A 16,049-nucleotide genomic window follows, 5' to 3' on the forward strand; every position below is an offset into this window, starting at 1 on the left:
GCCATTTTTTCAGAAGTCCACCGGGGCTTTGAACGTCATGGCGTTGCCGAAAGCAGGGTGGGTGATGGTGAGCGTCTGCGCATGCAGTTGCAGGCGCGGCGCTAACGCCAGCGCTTCCGGCGGCGCATAGAACCTGTCCCCCAGAATGGGGTGACCCATCGCAAGCATATGCACGCGCAGCTGGTGCGAGCGCCCGGTAATCGGCTTCAGCAGGACGCGCGCGGTGTTATCCGGCGCGTACTCCAGCACTTCATACTCGGTTTGCGCGGCCTTGCCGGTTTCATAACACACCTTCTGCTTTGGCCGGTTCGGCCAGTCGCAAATCAGCGGTAAATCCACCAGCCCTTCCGCCTGCGCCGGATGGCCCCAGACGCGCGCGACATACTGTTTCTTCGGCTCGCGCTCGCGGAACTGACGCTTCAGCTCGCGTTCTGCCGCTTTGTTCAGAGCCACCACAATCACGCCGCTGGTCGCCATATCCAGACGATGGACAGACTCGGCCTGGGGATAATCACGCTGGATACGCGTCATCACGCTGTCTTTATGCTCTTCCAGGCGCCCCGGCACGGATAACAAGCCGCTCGGCTTGTTAACCACCATAATGTGCTCGTCCTGATACAGAATGACCAGCCACGGATCCATCGGGGGATTGTAGGGCTCCATTACCATCTTGCGCTCCGCTTACTGATGCGTCACAACGATAAGACGCAGGGCGTCGAGACGCCATCCCGCCTGATTCAGGCTTTCCAGCACCTGCTGGCGGTTGCTCTCAATGGCGGCCAGCTCATCGTCACGAATGTTAGGGTTCACTGCTTTCAATGCTTCCAGACGCGACAGCTCGGCAGAAAGCTTCTCATCGGCTTCGCTACGCGCCGCATCGATCAGCACTCTGGCCGCTTTTTCGGCCTGGGCTTCACCCAGTTGCAGAATGGCATGTACGTCCTGCTGCACCGCATTCACCAGCTTGCTGCCGGTATGGCGGTTCACCGCGCTCAGCTGACGGTTGAAGCTTTCAAACTCCACCTGGCCGGCCAGATTCGTACCGTTTTTATCCAGCAGCAGACGCACCGGGGTTGGCGGCAGGAAGCGGTTAAGCTGAAGCTGTTTCGGCGCCTGCGCTTCCACAACGTAGATCAGCTCCACCAGCAGCGTGCCCACAGGCAAGGCTTTGTTCTTCAACAGGGAGATGGTGCTGCTGCCGGTATCGCCGGAGAGGATCAGATCCAGACCGTTGCGGATCAGCGGGTGCTCCCAGGTGATGAACTGTGCATCTTCGCGGGACAGCGCCACATCACGCTCAAAGGTGATGGTGCAACCGTCTTCCGGCAGGCCCGGGAAATCCGGCACCAGCATATGATCGGACGGGGTCAGCACGATCATGTTCTCGCCGCGATCGTCCTGGTTAATGCCGACGATGTCGAACAGGTTCATGGAGAAGCTGATCAGGCTGGTGTCATCGTCCTGTTCTTCGATACTTTCGGCCAGCTGCTGCGCTTTTTCACCGCCGTTGGAGTGGATCTCCAGCAGGCGATCGCGCCCCTGCTCCAGCTGAGCTTTCAGCGCGTCGTGCTTCTCTCGACAGGATTTGATCAGCTCATCAAAGCCCTCGGTGTTTTCCGGCGCCGCAAGGTAACCGATCAGATCGCTATGCACCTGATCGTAAATGGTGCGGCCGGTCGGGCAGGTATGTTCAAACGCATCCAGGCCTTCGTGGTACCAGCGAACCAGAACGGACTGGGCGGTTTTCTCCAGATACGGAACGTGGATCTGAATATCGTGCGCCTGACCGATACGATCCAGACGGCCGATACGCTGCTCCAGCAGATCCGGGTTAAACGGCAGATCGAACATCACCAGATTGCTGGCGAACTGGAAGTTACGGCCTTCAGAACCGATTTCGGAGCACAGCAGAACCTGCGCGCCGCTGTCCTCTTCACTAAACCACGCCGCAGCGCGGTCGCGCTCGATAATAGACATGCCTTCATGGAACACGGCGGCGCGAATACCTTCGCGCTCGCGCAGCACTTGTTCAAGTTGCAGGGCGGTGGCTGCCTTGGCGCAGATCACCAGCACCTTCCGGGAACGGTGCGCGGTCAGATAACCCATCAACCACTCCACGCGCGGATCGAAGTTCCACCAGGTGCCGGTGTCGCCTTCAAATTCCTGATAAATCTGCTCCGGGTAGAGCATGTCGCGCGCGCGATCTTCCGCTGATTTACGGGTGCCCATAATGCCGGAGACTTTAATCGCCGTCTGGTACTGAGTCGGCAGCGGCAGTTTGATGGTGTGCAGCTCGCGTTTCGGGAAGCCTTTCACGCCGTTACGGGTGTTGCGGAACAGCACGCGGCTGGTGCCGTGACGGTCCATCAGCATGTCGATCAGCTCTTTACGCGCAGATCCCGCATTATCGCTGTCGCTGTTCGCGGCCTGAAGCAGCGGCTCAATATCCTGCTCGCCGATCAGATCGCTGAGGGTGTTAAGTTCATCATTAGAGAGACGATTACCGGCCAGCAGCAGCGCGACGGCGTCCGCCACCGGACGGTAGTTTTTCTGCTCTTCAACAAACTGCTCAAAATCGTGGAAACGGTTCGGATCGAGCAGGCGCAGACGGGCTAAGTGGCTCTCAAGACCCAGCTGCTCCGGGGTGGCGGTCAGAAGCAGAACGCCCGGTACGCGCTCGGCAAGCTGCTCAATCGCCATGTATTCACGGCTTGGCGCATCTTCGCTCCAGACGAGGTGGTGTGCTTCGTCGACGACCATCAGATCCCATTCAGCGTCGCACAGGTGCTCCAGGCGCTGCTTGCTGCGGCGTACGAAGTCCAGGGAGCAGATCACCAGCTGTTCGGTTTCAAACGGGTTGTCCGCGTCGTGCTGGGCTTCGGTATAGCGCTCGTCGTCGAACAGGGAGAAGCGCAGGTTAAAGCGGCGCAGCATCTCGACCAGCCACTGGTGTTGCAGCGTTTCCGGCACCACAATCAGCACGCGCTCGGCAGCGCCAGAGAGCAGCTGCTGGTGCAGGATCATGCCTGCTTCGATGGTTTTACCCAGGCCCACTTCGTCAGCCAGCAGCACGCGAGGCGCATGGCGACGGCCCACGTCATGGGCGATATTCAGCTGATGGGGAATAAGGCTGGTACGCTGGCCGCGCAGGCCGCTCCACGGCATGCGGTACTGTTCACTCTGGAACTTACGCGCGCGGTAGCGCAGGGAGAAGCGATCCATTCGGTCGATTTGCCCGGCAAACAGACGGTCCTGCGGCTTGCTGAAAACCAGTTTGCTGTCGAGCAGCACTTCACGCAGGATAACATTCGTCTCGTCGGTATCAAGACGCGTTCCAATGTAGGCGAGCAGTCCATTCTCTTCTTTTACGTCTTCAACCTTCAGCTGCCAGCCTTCGTGGCTGGTCACGGTGTCGCCCGGATTGAACATTACGCGGGTAACAGGGGAGTCATTGCGAGCGTACAGGCGGTTTTCACCGGTAGCAGGGAAAAGGAGGGTAACCATGCGCGCATCGACGGCAACGACGGTTCCTAATCCAAGTTCGCTTTCTGTATCGCTGATCCAGCGTTGACCAAGTGTAAAAGGCATAGTTGTTCGGCTCTAATCTTTAATTGCAGGCAATAGTTCGACCCCGTCAAAAAAGACGGTCATCGAAAAATGGGTCCGGGAATGGAAAGGGCGCTATGGTACTGGATGGCAACGGTTTCGTCACGCGTCAAAATAGCCCAAGTTGTCCTGTCACTAGTGTAGCAAAGTCGTCATTGATGAACGGTAAAATTCCCTCCGCAACCGGCTGAAGCTGGCGGGTCAGGTAGTGATCGTAATCGAGCGGAGATTGCTGGTAATCAACGGGTTCCGGGCCGTTAGTTGTCCAGACGTATTTGATCGTTCCCCGGTTCTGATACTGCGGCGCACGGCCCCGGCGAACATTCTCTTCATCCGCCAGCCGCGCGGCGCGTACGTGGGGAGGAACGTTACGTTGATATTCGGCCAGCGGGCGGCGCAGGCGCTTGCGATACACCAGCTGGTCATCCAGCTCACCGGCCATCAGGCTGGCAATGGTTTCGCGCACGTAGTCCTGATAGGGCTCGTTGCGAAATACCCGCAGGTAGAGCGTCTGCTGGAACTGCTGCGCCAGTGGCGTCCAGTCGGTGCGCACCGTCTCCAGCCCTTTAAAGACCATCCGCTGCGTGTCACCTTCCTGAATCAGCCCGGCGTAGCGCTTCTTGCTGCCCTGGTCGGTTCCGCGAATGGTCGGCATTAAAAAGCGGGCAAAATGGGTTTCAAACTCCAGCTCTAACGCGCTGGTTAACCGCTCTTTTTGCAAATTCTCGCGCCACCAGTCGTTCACGTAGGCGACCAGTTCTTTGCCGATTCGCGCAGCGTCGTCTTCTGAATGGGCCGCTTTCAGCCAGACAAAGGTGGAGTCGGTATCGCCATAAATAACGTCATAGCCCCGGGATTCAATCAGCGCTTTGGTCTGGCGCATAATGTCGTGCCCGCGCATGGTGATGGACGACGCCAGACGGGGATCAAAGAAGCGGCAGGCGCTGGTACCCAGCACGCCGTAAAAGGCGTTCATAATGATTTTCAGCGCCTGTGAGAGCGGCTTGTTGCCGTGGCGCTTGGCCTCGTCGCGGCCGTGCCAGATGTTTCCCACAATTTCGGGCAGGCAGTGTTTTTTCCGCGAGAAGCGTGCCCCAAGAAAACCTTCGGTGCTGTGCGCATCGTCTGGCTGGGCCATCCCCTCCACCAGCCCCACCGGATCAATCAGAAACGTGCGGATAATTGACGGGTACAGGCTTTTATAATCCAGCACCAGCACCGAGTCATACAGTCCGGGCCGTGAATCCATCACGTAACCGCCGGGGCTGGCCTGCGGCGGCACGTCGCCAAGGTTAGGGGCGACATACCCTGCCCGGTGCATCCGGGGGAAATAGAGGTGGCTGAAGGCCGCTACCGAGCCGCCGTGCCTGTCGACCGCAAGGCCGTTCACCGTCGCCCGCTCCAGCAGGAACGGCATAATCTCGGTTTTATGGAAAATCTGCGTCACCAGCTCGCAATCCTTCAGGTTATAGGTAGCGAGCGCCGGCTTATCTTCATTAAAGCGCCGGTCGATCTCGTCCATTCGGTCCCAGGGATTGTCGATAGATTTACCTTCGCCGAGCAGCGCCTGGGCGACCGCTTCCAGCGAGAAGGAAGAGAAGTTCCAGAAGGCGGATTTCAGCGCCTCGATGCCGTCGATAATCAGGCGACCATTGGCCTGTGCAAAGAATACGCCGTTCTTAAAACCGTGCTCACGCCACTCCAGCTCGCTGTTGCCGCGCCCCAGAATCAGCGGGATACGGTAACGCTCGGCATGTTTTTGCAGCACGCGCAGGTCAAACTGCACTACGTTCCAGCCGATCAGAACATCCGGATCGTGCTCGGCAAACCACCGGTTAAGCTTCTCCAGCAGTTGCGGGCGGCTGTTGACGTACTCCAGATTAAAATCCAGCGCGGACGCATCGCCGTTCGGCGGCCCGAGCATATAGACAACCCGCTGCCCACAGCCTTCCAGGCCAATGCAGTACAGTTCGCCGTGGCGGGTGGTTTCAATATCCAGCGACACCCACTTTAGCGGCGGGCGATAGTGCGGATTAGGCTTCAGGCGCGCGTTAACGATCCTGCCGTTTTGCGCGGTGCCATCTACCCAGACGGGGGCGGTGATAAACCGCTCCATCAGAAAGCGTTCAGGCGGGCGAATGTCGGCCTCGTAAAGCGTCACGCCTGCTTCACGAAGCAGCTTTTCATAGCGCATCAACTGGCGATGGGCGCGGCAGTAGAGGCCGTAAACCGGCTGGCGGTGGAAATCTTTCAGCTGAAGCGGCGTAAGGCGCCAGTTGTTTTCGCCGCGCAGCAGTTGTTTCACTTTCTCGACGTGAGCTTCAGGAATAAAGGCCACGGACTCCTGCGGCGGGAGCGTAACGTTTAGTGGGCCGTTGTCCGTTGCCAGCCAGAATTCAACCTCAGTACCCTGAGGGGTATCCCGCCAGTGTCTGGTCAGTAAAAAGCCTTCTTGCGCCTGCGTCACGGCGTTATCCCATAAAACAAACCAGGCCTGATTATAGCCTGGTTGAGGGGTGTTTGCTGGGGTTTTATACAGTGTCTGTTCCGCCGGATGGCGCTGCGCTTATCCGGCCTACAGGTTCCGCAGGCCCGGTAAGCGCAGCGTCACCGGGCAAGGGTTTACTGCCCGTAGTAGGCTTTCGCACCGTGCTTACGCAGGTAATGCTTATCCAGCAGGGTTTGCTGCATATCCGGCAGCTGCGGTGCCAGCTGGCGGCAGAAGATCCCCATATAGGCGACTTCCTCCAGTACGATCGCGTTGTGCACCGCGTCCTCCGCGTTTTTACCCCAGGCAAACGGGCCGTGGGAGTGCACCAGCACGCCGGGCATTTGTGCCGCGTCGATTCCCTGTTTTTCGAAGGTTTCGACAATCACGTTCCCCGTTTCCCATTCGTACTCACCGCCGATCTCCGCATCGGTCATCAGACGCGTGCAGGGAATGGTGCCGTAAAAGTAGTCCGCGTGGGTGGTGCCGGTGGCCGGAATAGGCTGGCCCGCCTGCGCCCAGATGGTCGCGTGACGCGAATGGGTATGCACAATCCCGCCGATGGTCGGGAAGGCCTGATACAGCAGGCGATGAGTGGGCGTATCGGAGGAGGGCTTTTTATTGCCTTCAACCACTACACCCGTTTCGATGCTGACCACCACCATATCTTCTGCGGTCATCACCGTGTAATCCACGCCGGAAGGCTTGATCACGAACACGCCTTTTTCCCGGTCAACGGCGCTGACGTTGCCCCATGTCAGGGTCACGAGGTTATGTTTTGGCAGCGCCAGGTTGGCTTCGAGTACCTGACGTTTGAGATCGTCTAACATTGTTGTCTCCTGCCGGATGGCGCTTTGCTTATCGGGCCTACAGAACCGTAAGCCCGGTAAACGCAGTGCCACCGGGCATTCAGGGCTTAGCGTTTTGAACCGTAATAGACTTCGTTCCAGCGCAGCGCGTCTTTGAAGGCGGGCAGGCGGGTGTCGTTATCAATGACGGTCAGCTCAATATCGTGCAGCTCGGCGAACTGACGCATATCGTTGAGGTCAAGCGCGTGGCTGAATACGGTGTGGTGCGCGCCGCCGGCCAGGATCCAGGCTTCCGACGCGGTTGGCAGGTCAGGCTGCGCTTTCCACAAGGCGTTGGCGACCGGCAGCTTCGGCAGAGAATGCGGGGTTTCAACCGCATCGACGCAGTTCACCAGCAGGCGGAAACGATCGCCGAGGTCGATCAGGCTGGCGTTAATGGCCGGGCCGGTACGGGTGTTGAAGATCAGACGGGCCGGATCCGCTTTGCCGCCAATGCCGAGGTACTGCACGTCGAGGATCGGTTTCTCTTCCACCGCGATGGATGGACACACTTCCAGCATGTGCGAGCCGAGCACCAGATCGTTACCGTTCTCGAAGTGGTAGGTGTAGTCCTCCATAAAAGAGGTGCCGCCCTGTAGACCGGTCGACATCACCTTCATGATGCGAAGCAGAGCGGCAGTTTTCCAGTCGCCTTCGCCCGCAAAGCCGTAGCCCTGCTGCATCAGACGTTGTACCGCCAGACCCGGGAGCTGTTTCAGGCCGTGGAGATCTTCAAAGGTGGTGGTGAAGGCATGGAAGCCGCCCTGTTCCAGAAAACGCTTCATGCCCAGCTCAATACGTGCGGCATCCAGCACGTTCTGGCGCTTGTCACCGTTGACCTGTGCCGCAGGCGTCAGGCGATAGCTGCTTTCGTACTCGTCCACCAGCGCGTTAACGTCGCCATCGCTGATGTCATTCACCACCTGCACCAGGTCGCCCACCGCCCAGGTGTTGACGGAGAAGCCAAATTTAATCTGCGCGGCCACTTTATCACCGTCGGTGACCGCCACTTCGCGCATGTTGTCGCCGAAACGCACCACTTTCAGGTGGCGGGTATCCTGCTTAGATACCGCCTGACGCATCCAGGAGCCAATGCGTTTTTGTGCCTGACCGTCCTGCCAGTGCCCGGTCACCACGGCATGCTGTTGACGCATGCGCGCGCCGATGAAGCCGAACTCGCGGCCGCCGTGCGCGGTCTGGTTCAGGTTCATGAAGTCCATGTCGATGCTGTCCCACGGCAGGGAGGCGTTGAACTGCGTGTGGAATTGCAGCAGCGGTTTGTTGAGGATAGCCAGGCCGTTGATCCACATTTTGGCTGGCGAGAAGGTGTGCAGCCACACCACCAGGCCAGCGCATTTGTCATCGTAATTGGCATCGCGGCAAATGTTGGTGATTTCGTCCGGGGTGGTACCCAGCGGCTTCAGCACCAGTTTGCACGGCAGTTTGGCTTCCGCGTTCAGCGCATTCACAACGTGCTCCGCGTGTTTCGTCACCTGCTGCAACGCTTCCGGTCCGTACAAATGCTGGCTGCCAATCACAAACCACACTTCATAATTATTAAAAATGGTCATTATCGTGTCCTTAATGTGTCAGGGTTGCCGTAGTATCCGCGGTGCTTTTGGCCGGGGCGGCGACAGGGAGATAGTGAAGTTCGGCGCTTTTTGCCCATTGCTGGTAGCGCTGATAAAGCTGTTCAAAGCGTTGTGCCTGCTGAGTCTGCGGCTGGAGCGTACTTTCGACGGCGCTCGCCATATGCTGTTGCGCGGTCGGGATATCCGCATGTACGCCTGCGGCCACGGCAGCGAAAATCGCGGCGCCCAGCGCACAGCACTGATCGGAGGCCACAATTTGCAGCGGCCGGTTCAGCACGTCGCAGCAGGCCTGCATAATCACCGGGTTTTTACGGGCGATGCCGCCCAGCGCCATCACGTTGTTCACGTCAATGCCCTGCCCGGTGAAGCACTCCATAATGGCGCGCGCGCCGAACGCGGTGGCGGCGATCAGGCCGCCAAACAGCGCGGGCGCGTCGGTCGCGAGGTTGAGATCGGTAATCACTCCTTTCAGACGCTGGTTGGCAAACGGCGTACGACGGCCGTTGAACCAGTCCAGCACCACCGGCAGGTGGTCGAGAGACGGATTTTTTGCCCAGGCTTCGGTGAGCTGCGGCAGGAGCTGTTTTTTGCTGTCGGCAATCTGCGTTTTCAGTTCAGGATGCGCGGCTGCCAACCGATCCAGCGGCCAGCCGAGCACGCGACCAAACCAGGCGTAGATGTCACCGAAGGCGGACTGGCCCGCTTCAAGGCCGATAAAATCGGGTACCACGCTGCCGTCAACCTGACCGCAGATGCCTTTCACCGCGCGGTCGCCGACGCTGGCTTTATCTGCCGTCAGAATGTCACAGGTGGAGGTGCCGATAACTTTCACCAGCGTGTTGGGCTGCGCACCCGCGCCCACCGCACCCATATGGCAGTCGAACGCGCCGCCGGAAATGGTCACGTTTTGCGGCAGACCGAGGCGTTTCGCCCACTCTTCGCAGAGCGTGCCGACCGGAATATCGGCGGTGAAGGTGTCGGTAAACAGCGGGTATGTCAGGTTTTTGTTGATGATCGGGTCGAGTTCATCGAAGAACGCTGCCGGAGGCAGCCCCCCCCAGCTTTCATGCCACAGCGATTTATGCCCGGCGCTGCAACGGCCGCGGCGGATATCCTGCGGGCGAGTGGTGCCGGAGAGCAGGGCGGGAACCCAGTCGCATAGCTCAATCCATGATGCCGCTGCCTGTGCGACCGACGCGTCCGCGCGGGTAACGTGCAGGATCTTGGCCCAGAACCACTCGCTGGAGTAAATTCCGCCGATATACCGTGAGTAGTCAGTTTTGCCCGGCTGATGGCATAAGCGGGTGATGGCTTCCGCCTCTTCCACGGCGGTATGGTCTTTCCACAGCACAAACATGGCGTTCGGGTTGTCGGCAAACTCCGGTCGCAGCGCCAGTACGCGGCCTTCGGCATCGACAGGAGCAGGCGTTGAGCCAGTGCTGTCGACGCCAATCCCCACGACATCGGCCCGCTGGGCGTCCGTCAACTCCGCCAGCACGGTTTTGATCGCCGCTTCCATTGATTCAATGTAATCACGCGGGTGGTGGCGGAACTGGTTGTTCGGCGCATCGCAGTAGCGCCCCTCTTGCCAGCGCGGATACCACTCAACGCTGGTTGCTATCTCCAGGCCAGTCGTACAGTCCACTGCCAGCGCGCGAACTGAGTCGCTGCCAAAATCGAGGCCAATTGCAATTGCCATGGTGTTGCTCCATCCAAAAAACAGGTATGGAAGAACATTAGAGACTGGGGACAAAAATCGTCAGGCAGGATCCGCTAATCTTATGGACTAAATTGCTGTAGCCACGCAAAGTGTGACGCCGTGCAAATATTCGATGTGGACATTTCTGCCGCACTTATAGACACTTTTGTTACTGCTTATCTGCCCGTACTGGCGGAGAAATCAGGGGGAAAGGCTGAAACATGGCGGACGTAAAAGAGGCGTGATGCTTTTTGGATCTTTTCGCGGGCCATTTTTATACTGCTTTTATCGATATGGACAATTGGTTTCCTTCAGGACCCTTGGGAGAACTGAATCTATGGCCGAACCGCAAAACGATCCCTTACTGCCGGGCTACTCATTTAACGCCCATCTGGTGGCGGGGCTGACGCCAATTGAGGCCGAGGGATATCTCGATTTTTACGTCGATCGCCCTCTTGGCATGAAGGGATATATCCTCAACCTGACCGTACGCGGAGAAGGGGTCGTCAAAAACGGGGATCAGCAGTTTATCTGCCGCCCCGGTGATATGCTGCTGTTCCCGCCGGGGGAGATCCACCACTACGGGCGCCATCCGGATGCCAAAGAGTGGTATCACCAGTGGGTCTATTTCCGTCCGCGCGCCTACTGGCAGGAGTGGCTCTCGTGGCCGGCCATTTTCGCCCATACCGGTTTATATCGCCCGGATGAGGCGCATCTGGCGCAGTTCCGTGAGCTGTTCGCACAGATTATTGAGGCAGGGCAGGCGGGCGGGCGCTACGCCGAACTGCTGGCCATCAACCTGCTTGAACAGGTGCTGCTGCGCCGCATGGAGGCCATCAACGAGTCGCTTAATCCGCCGCTGGACAACCGCGTCCGCGACGCCTGCCAGTACATCAGCGACCACCTTGCCGACAGCCAGTTTGATATTGCCAGCGTCGCCCAGCATGTGTGTCTGTCGCCGTCACGGCTCTCTCATCTGTTCCGCCAGCAGCTTGGCGTGAGTGTACTCAGCTGGCGTGAGGATCAGCGCATCAGCCAGGCGAAGCTGCTGCTCAGCACCACCCGAATGCCTATCGCCACCGTCGGGCGTAACGTCGGCTTTGAAGATCAGCTCTATTTCTCTCGCGTGTTTAAGAAGTGCACCGGTGCCAGCCCGAGCGAATTCCGTGCGGGATGTGAATAATCGGTAAACATTCAGGTGAACTTCAGGCGCAACTTGTAAACTATTCAGACAATTGATGCCTTGACGCGGTGCAGGGCGCTAAGCAGAATCGCTGATTCGTTTTCTGACCGGAATAGTTATGCAGGCATTGCTGGAACATTTTATTACCCAGTCCGTTATGTATTCGCTCATCGCCGTGGCGCTGGTGGCGTTTCTGGAGTCGCTGGCGCTGGTCGGGCTGATCCTGCCCGGCACCGTGATGATGGCAGGGCTTGGGGCGCTTATCGGCAGCGGCGAGGTCAATTTCTGGCAGGCGTGGATGGCCGGTATCATCGGTTGTTTGCTGGGGGACTGGATCTCCTTCTGGCTGGGCTGGCGCTTTAAGAAGCCGCTGCACCGCTGGTCGTTCATGAAAAAAAACAAAGCGCTGCTGGATAAAACCGAGCACGCGCTGCACCAGCACAGCATGTTCACCGTCCTCGTGGGGCGCTTCGTTGGCCCAACGCGCCCGCTGGTGCCGATGGTGGCCGGGATGCTGGATCTGCCCGTCGCGAAGTTTGTGGTGCCGAACATCATCGGCTGCGTCTTCTGGCCGCCGTTCTACTTCCTGCCGGGGATCCTGGCGGGTGCGGCCATCGATATTCCTGACGGTATGCAAAGCGGTGAGTTCAAGTGGCTGCTGCTGGGAACGGCGGTCCTGCTGTGGCTGGCGGTCTGGCTCTGCTGGCGCCTGTGGCGCAGCGCGAAAGCCAGTGTTAATCGCCTGACGCGCTATCTTCCGCGCACGCGCCTGCTCTGGCTGGCCCCGCTGACGCTGGGAGTGGCTGTCGTGGCGCTGGTGGCGCTGATTCGCCACCCGCTGATGCCGGTGTACGGTGAGATCCTGTTGAAGGTGGTGAGCCGTTAAGGTGTTTTCCCTCTCCCTGTGGGCTAAGGGTTCCCCACAAAATAATGCCTGCACAGACGGCCACCTCTCCCTTGAGGGAGAGGGCTGGGGTGAGGGGGAACATACGGCTCTGGTGGTCATTCCGTTCACTTTATGTTCCTTGCTACTCTGTCACGACATGAGCGGTGAACGTGCCAGGGTGGCTCAGTCGCCACCACCCTGGCGACCCGGGCTTCCGGCGGAAAATCGCCGCTTCGCGGTACCTTCGGCTTATTCCTTCCGGCTTATCGGGTACGGGCGGAGGTAACATCCCTGTAAAGCCCGCCCTCTCGGCGCATCCCTGCGCCTCGCCCCGGCCTACAGGAAACGCCTCAGCGATTTACAGCCGGACCAAGGCATCGCTGAAAGCCCTCAGTTATTCTGAAGGCAACGTTATCGCTTTTGCTTTCAAATTACTGGGGATCCCTCTCCCTGTGGGAGAGGACCAGGGTGAGGGCATCAGACCTCACGAATACCTAAAAGTGAAGATGCCCCCGCCTTACCACTCAGAAGTTCTTCTGTTTCCCCATCCCACAAAATACGTCCCTCCGCGATCACTACCGATCGCGGCGCGATGCGTGCGGCATCTTCGATGCTATGCGAAACCATCAGCATCGTCAGTTGCTCGCGCTCGCAAACCTCCTCAACCAGCGAGAGCATCTCCTGACGCAGGGCCGGGTCGAGCGCCGAAAAGGGTTCGTCGAGCAGCAGCAGCGGCTGCTTGCGCACCAGACAGCGTGCCAGCGCCACGCGCTGGCGCTGGCCGCCGGAAAGCTCACCCGGTAGTCTGTTGATAAACGCAGCCAGGCCCATTTGTTCGGCGATCGCCTCCAGCGTCTGACGCTGCGCAACACTGAGCTTTAACCCCGGATCCATACCCAGCGCGATGTTCTGCCACACCGTAAGATGATTGAACAGATTGTTTTCCTGGAACAGCATCGACACCGGGCGCGTAGCCGGCGGAGCGTAGGTATATTCGCCATTATCAATGACGATCGACCCGCTGGCAGGCTGCAAAAAACCGGCAATCAGATTGAGCAGGGTACTTTTTCCGGCCCCGCTGGGGCCAAGCACTGCGATTCGCTCTCCCTGACGAACGGAGAGGGTAAAACGCATTGGCAGGTGCTCATAAAGCCAGGTTACATCAGTCAGTTTTAACATCATGCCCCGGAAGTTTTTCGATAACGGTAAATAACGCAAAGCACAGCAGCAACAGGAGCAGCGCCGTGACGGCACCGTCCTGGCTACGATAGGAGCCAATTTGCTGATAAAGCCAGAACGGCAGCGTGCGAAAATCCTCGTTGCCAAAGAGGGCCACAACGCCAAAATCGCCAATCGACAGCACGCAGGCAAACGCCAGCGCCTGGGCCAGCGGACGCTTTAGCGCGCGCAGTTCGACCACCTTCAGACGCTGCCAGCCCTGCATGCCCAGCGACTGACACAGCAAACTGTAGCGGCTATTGACGTCGCGCATCGGGTTTTCCAGCACCTTGAGCGCGTAAGGGATAGCCATCAGTGCGTTGGTAAAAATGACGATGCCGTCGGCGCTTTCCGGCAGGCCGATGGTGCTGTTGAACAGTAAAAAGAATCCGGTCGCCAGCACAATGCCCGGCATCGCCAGGATCAGCATACCCGTCAGCTCCAGCGCGTGTCCGGCTTTACGGGCATGACGCGCGTACAGCTCGCGGCTGCTCCAGAGCAGCATCATGGTCAGGATCACGCACAGCAGCCCGGCTGCCAGCGCAATGCGCAATGAGGTCCACGTCGCCTGCCACAGGACAGGCTGTTGCAGTACCGACAACACATTGCGATTCAGACCATCAACGATAACGGCCAGCAGCGGGGGCAGCAGAAGCAGGAGTGCCAGCGCGATCAGCATAAAATCCGCGACGCGGCTGTGCAGGCTGTCCTGCGGATCGCGCCAGCCTGTCAAGTGATTGCTGCCTGTGGGGATCGCTTTACTCAGCCGCTGGCTGAGTAACACCAGCGCCAGGCAGCAGACCATCTGCACCATCGCCAGCAGCGCGGCGCGGCCCGGATCGTAGTCGTAACTTAAGGCCTGATAGATCGCCAGCTCAATGGTGGTGGCCTGCGGCCCGCCGCCGAGAGAAAGCACGGTCGCGAAGCTGGCGAAGCAGAGCATAAAGATTAGCGCGGCCACCGGGGCAATCTGGCGTCGCAGCCACGGCCATTCGACAAAGCGGAAGAACGACCAGCCGCGCATGCCAAGCTGGGCGGCAATCTGACGCTGCTCACCGGGAATGTTTTCCAGCGCCTGTAAAAAGAGGCGCGTCGCCATCGGCATATTGAAAAAAATATGCGCCAGCAGAATGCCTTTCAGGCCGTAAGGGGAGAAGGTCCATTCCAGACCAAGCAGGTTGAAGAGGGATGCCAGCCAGCCCTGCCGACCGTAGACGCTCAGAATACCGAACACCGCCACCAGCACGGGCAGGATCAGCGTCATCGCGCACAGCCGCAGCAGGGCAAGCCTGCCGGGAAAACGTCTGCGATAGAGGGCGCGTGCGAGGAAAATGGCCGGGATCGCCGACAGCAGCGCGGAGAGAAACGCCTGCCAGAAGGAGAAGCGGATGACGTGCCAGAGATAGCTGTCGTGCCAGAGGGCGAGCAGATCGCTCTCTGGCGCGTTAAACCACAGCGCAAGGAATGCACCCAGGCTGACGACCACCATCAGTATGGCGGCGAGCAGCCCGGGAACTAACCAGCCGGGGATCAGCGGCTGACGGCGCGTTGCCATTCACTAATCCATGCGGCGCGCTGGGCGGCAACCTGCTGCGGCGTAAATTCCAGTGAGGTTTGCGGCTTGTTTAGCTGCTCAAAGCCTGCCGGCAGCGAAACGTCAGTGACCGGGTACATCCAGTTTCCTGTCGGAATAGCATTCTGGAATGCCGGGGAGACCATAAATTTCAGGAATTTTTCGGCAAGCTCAGGCTGTTTGCTCGCGGCGGTGCGGGCGGCCACTTCCACCTGCAAATAATGCCCTTCAGCAAAGTTCGCGGCGGCGTAGTTATCCTTCTTCTCGGCGATAATGTGGTAGGCCGGAGAGGTAGTGTAGCTCAGCACCAGATCGCTTTCGCCTTTCAGGAACAGGCCGTAGGCTTCGCTCCAGCCTTTGGTGACGGTAACGGTTTTCGCGGCCAGCTTCTGCCACGCTTCCGGCGTTTTATCCCCGTAGACTTTCTGCATCCACAATAGCAGCCCCAGACCCGGCGTGCTGGTACGCGGATTTTCATAAATTACGCGCCATTTCTGGTCACTTTCGACCAGCTCTTTCAGGCTTTTGGGCGGATTCTTCAGCTTGTTTTTATCGTAGACAAACGCAAAGTAGCCGTAATCAAAGGGGACGAAGGTGTCGTTTTTCCAGCCGCCCGGCACGTTGACGGCCTTTGCCGCCACACCGCTTTTGGCGAACAGTCTGGTTTGGGTGGCGGCTTCCAGCAGGTTGTTATCCAGCCCGAGCACCACGTCGGCTTTGCTGTTTTTGCCTTCAATGCGCAGACGGTTGAGCAGCGAGACGCCATCTTCCAGCGCCACGAATTTCAGCTCGCAGTTGCAGTCGGCTTCAAAGGCTTTTTTAACCACCGGGCCGGGGCCCCAATCGGCGGAGAAGGAGTCGTAGGTATAGACCGTCAGAACGGGCTTAGCAAAAACAGGCAGCGCAAACAGCGCCAGCAGAGGAAGAACGTTTTTTAACACTTTGCACCTCAGGGT

11 protein-coding genes are annotated in these 16,049 nt (G+C 58.8%); 2 read left to right on the plus strand and 9 right to left on the minus strand.

Features of this window, described 5'->3' with window-relative positions:
* Window positions 1-9: 9 nt before the first annotated feature.
* The 6 genes from rluA to araB form a co-directional block, all read right to left on the minus strand.
* Window positions 10-669 (minus strand): bifunctional tRNA pseudouridine(32) synthase/23S rRNA pseudouridine(746) synthase RluA, encoded by a 660-nt coding sequence (gene rluA / locus ACOTWU_RS10500; RefSeq protein WP_003856412.1) that lies wholly within the window; start codon window positions 667-669, stop codon window positions 10-12.
* A gap of 12 nt (window positions 670-681) precedes the next feature.
* Complete coding sequence (rapA, locus tag ACOTWU_RS10505; protein ID WP_421625764.1) at window positions 682-3,588, minus strand: RNA polymerase-associated protein RapA; 2,907 nt, start codon at window positions 3,586-3,588, stop codon at window positions 682-684.
* 127 nt (window positions 3,589-3,715) lie between these two features.
* A complete protein-coding gene (gene polB / locus ACOTWU_RS10510) occupies window positions 3,716-6,073 on the minus strand; it encodes a DNA polymerase II (protein WP_126498702.1) in 2,358 nt (785 codons plus the stop codon).
* Window positions 6,074-6,228: 155 nt separating this feature from the next.
* Window positions 6,229-6,924 (minus strand): L-ribulose-5-phosphate 4-epimerase, encoded by a 696-nt coding sequence (gene araD / locus ACOTWU_RS10515; protein WP_126498701.1) that lies wholly within the window; start codon window positions 6,922-6,924, stop codon window positions 6,229-6,231.
* A gap of 86 nt (window positions 6,925-7,010) precedes the next feature.
* Entirely contained in the window at window positions 7,011-8,513 is a 1,503-nt protein-coding gene (gene araA, locus ACOTWU_RS10520; protein WP_015572656.1) for an L-arabinose isomerase, read from the minus strand.
* A 10-nt stretch (window positions 8,514-8,523) separates the two neighbouring features.
* Window positions 8,524-10,233, minus strand: coding sequence for a ribulokinase (gene araB, locus ACOTWU_RS10525; RefSeq protein WP_126498699.1), 1,710 nt, complete (start codon window positions 10,231-10,233; stop codon window positions 8,524-8,526).
* Window positions 10,234-10,570: 337 nt separating this feature from the next.
* On the opposite strand from araB, the gene araC reads away from it, so the two are divergent.
* On the plus strand, window positions 10,571-11,416 hold the full coding sequence (gene araC / locus ACOTWU_RS10530) for an arabinose operon transcriptional regulator AraC (RefSeq protein ID WP_003856402.1): 846 nt from the start codon (window positions 10,571-10,573) through the stop codon (window positions 11,414-11,416).
* Window positions 11,417-11,534: 118 nt separating this feature from the next.
* Complete coding sequence (locus ACOTWU_RS10535) at window positions 11,535-12,302, plus strand: DedA family protein (RefSeq protein WP_126498698.1); 768 nt, start codon at window positions 11,535-11,537, stop codon at window positions 12,300-12,302.
* 477 nt (window positions 12,303-12,779) lie between these two features.
* Here the strand turns inward: ACOTWU_RS10535 and thiQ are convergent, their stop codons facing one another.
* The 3 genes from thiQ to thiB are packed head-to-tail and all read right to left on the minus strand — an operon-like array spanning window position 12,780 to window position 16,034.
* Window positions 12,780-13,481, minus strand: a complete 702-nt coding sequence (gene thiQ / locus ACOTWU_RS10540) for a thiamine ABC transporter ATP-binding protein ThiQ (RefSeq protein WP_033488173.1) — start codon at window positions 13,479-13,481, stop codon at window positions 12,780-12,782.
* Window positions 13,465-15,075: a thiamine/thiamine pyrophosphate ABC transporter permease ThiP gene (gene thiP / locus ACOTWU_RS10545; RefSeq protein WP_220719596.1), complete on the minus strand. Its 1,611-nt coding sequence runs from the start codon at window positions 15,073-15,075 to the stop codon at window positions 13,465-13,467. Before thiP ends, thiQ begins: the two co-directional genes overlap by 17 nt.
* The gene (thiB, locus tag ACOTWU_RS10550; RefSeq protein ID WP_421625765.1) at window positions 15,051-16,034 is read right to left on the minus strand and encodes a thiamine ABC transporter substrate binding subunit; all 984 of its coding nucleotides are present in this window, start codon (window positions 16,032-16,034) and stop codon (window positions 15,051-15,053) included. Before thiB ends, thiP begins: the two co-directional genes overlap by 25 nt.
* Window positions 16,035-16,049 lie beyond the last annotated feature (15 nt).

It is taken from the genome of Enterobacter cloacae complex sp. GYL001 (assembly GCF_049237125.1).
GTDB lineage: Bacteria > Pseudomonadota > Gammaproteobacteria > Enterobacterales > Enterobacteriaceae > Enterobacter > Enterobacter hormaechei_C.

What these genes read in the sequence shown, in the direction of transcription:
- rluA (WP_003856412.1), bottom strand. Translation starts at nt 669, where the DNA reads ATGGTAATGGAGCCCTACAATCCCCCGATGGATCCGTGGCTGGTCATT.
- rapA (WP_421625764.1), bottom strand. Translation starts at nt 3,588, where the DNA reads ATGCCTTTTACACTTGGTCAACGCTGGATCAGCGATACAGAAAGCGAA.
- araD (WP_126498701.1), bottom strand. Translation starts at nt 6,924, where the DNA reads ATGTTAGACGATCTCAAACGTCAGGTACTCGAAGCCAACCTGGCGCTG.
- araA (WP_015572656.1), bottom strand. Translation starts at nt 8,513, where the DNA reads ATGACCATTTTTAATAATTATGAAGTGTGGTTTGTGATTGGCAGCCAG.
- araB (WP_126498699.1), bottom strand. Translation starts at nt 10,233, where the DNA reads ATGGCAATTGCAATTGGCCTCGATTTTGGCAGCGACTCAGTTCGCGCG.
- araC (WP_003856402.1), top strand. Translation starts at nt 10,571, where the DNA reads ATGGCCGAACCGCAAAACGATCCCTTACTGCCGGGCTACTCATTTAAC.
- ACOTWU_RS10535 (WP_126498698.1), top strand. Translation starts at nt 11,535, where the DNA reads ATGCAGGCATTGCTGGAACATTTTATTACCCAGTCCGTTATGTATTCG.
- thiQ (WP_033488173.1), bottom strand. Translation starts at nt 13,481, where the DNA reads ATGTTAAAACTGACTGATGTAACCTGGCTTTATGAGCACCTGCCAATG.
- thiP (WP_220719596.1), bottom strand. Translation starts at nt 15,075, where the DNA reads ATGGCAACGCGCCGTCAGCCGCTGATCCCCGGCTGGTTAGTTCCCGGG.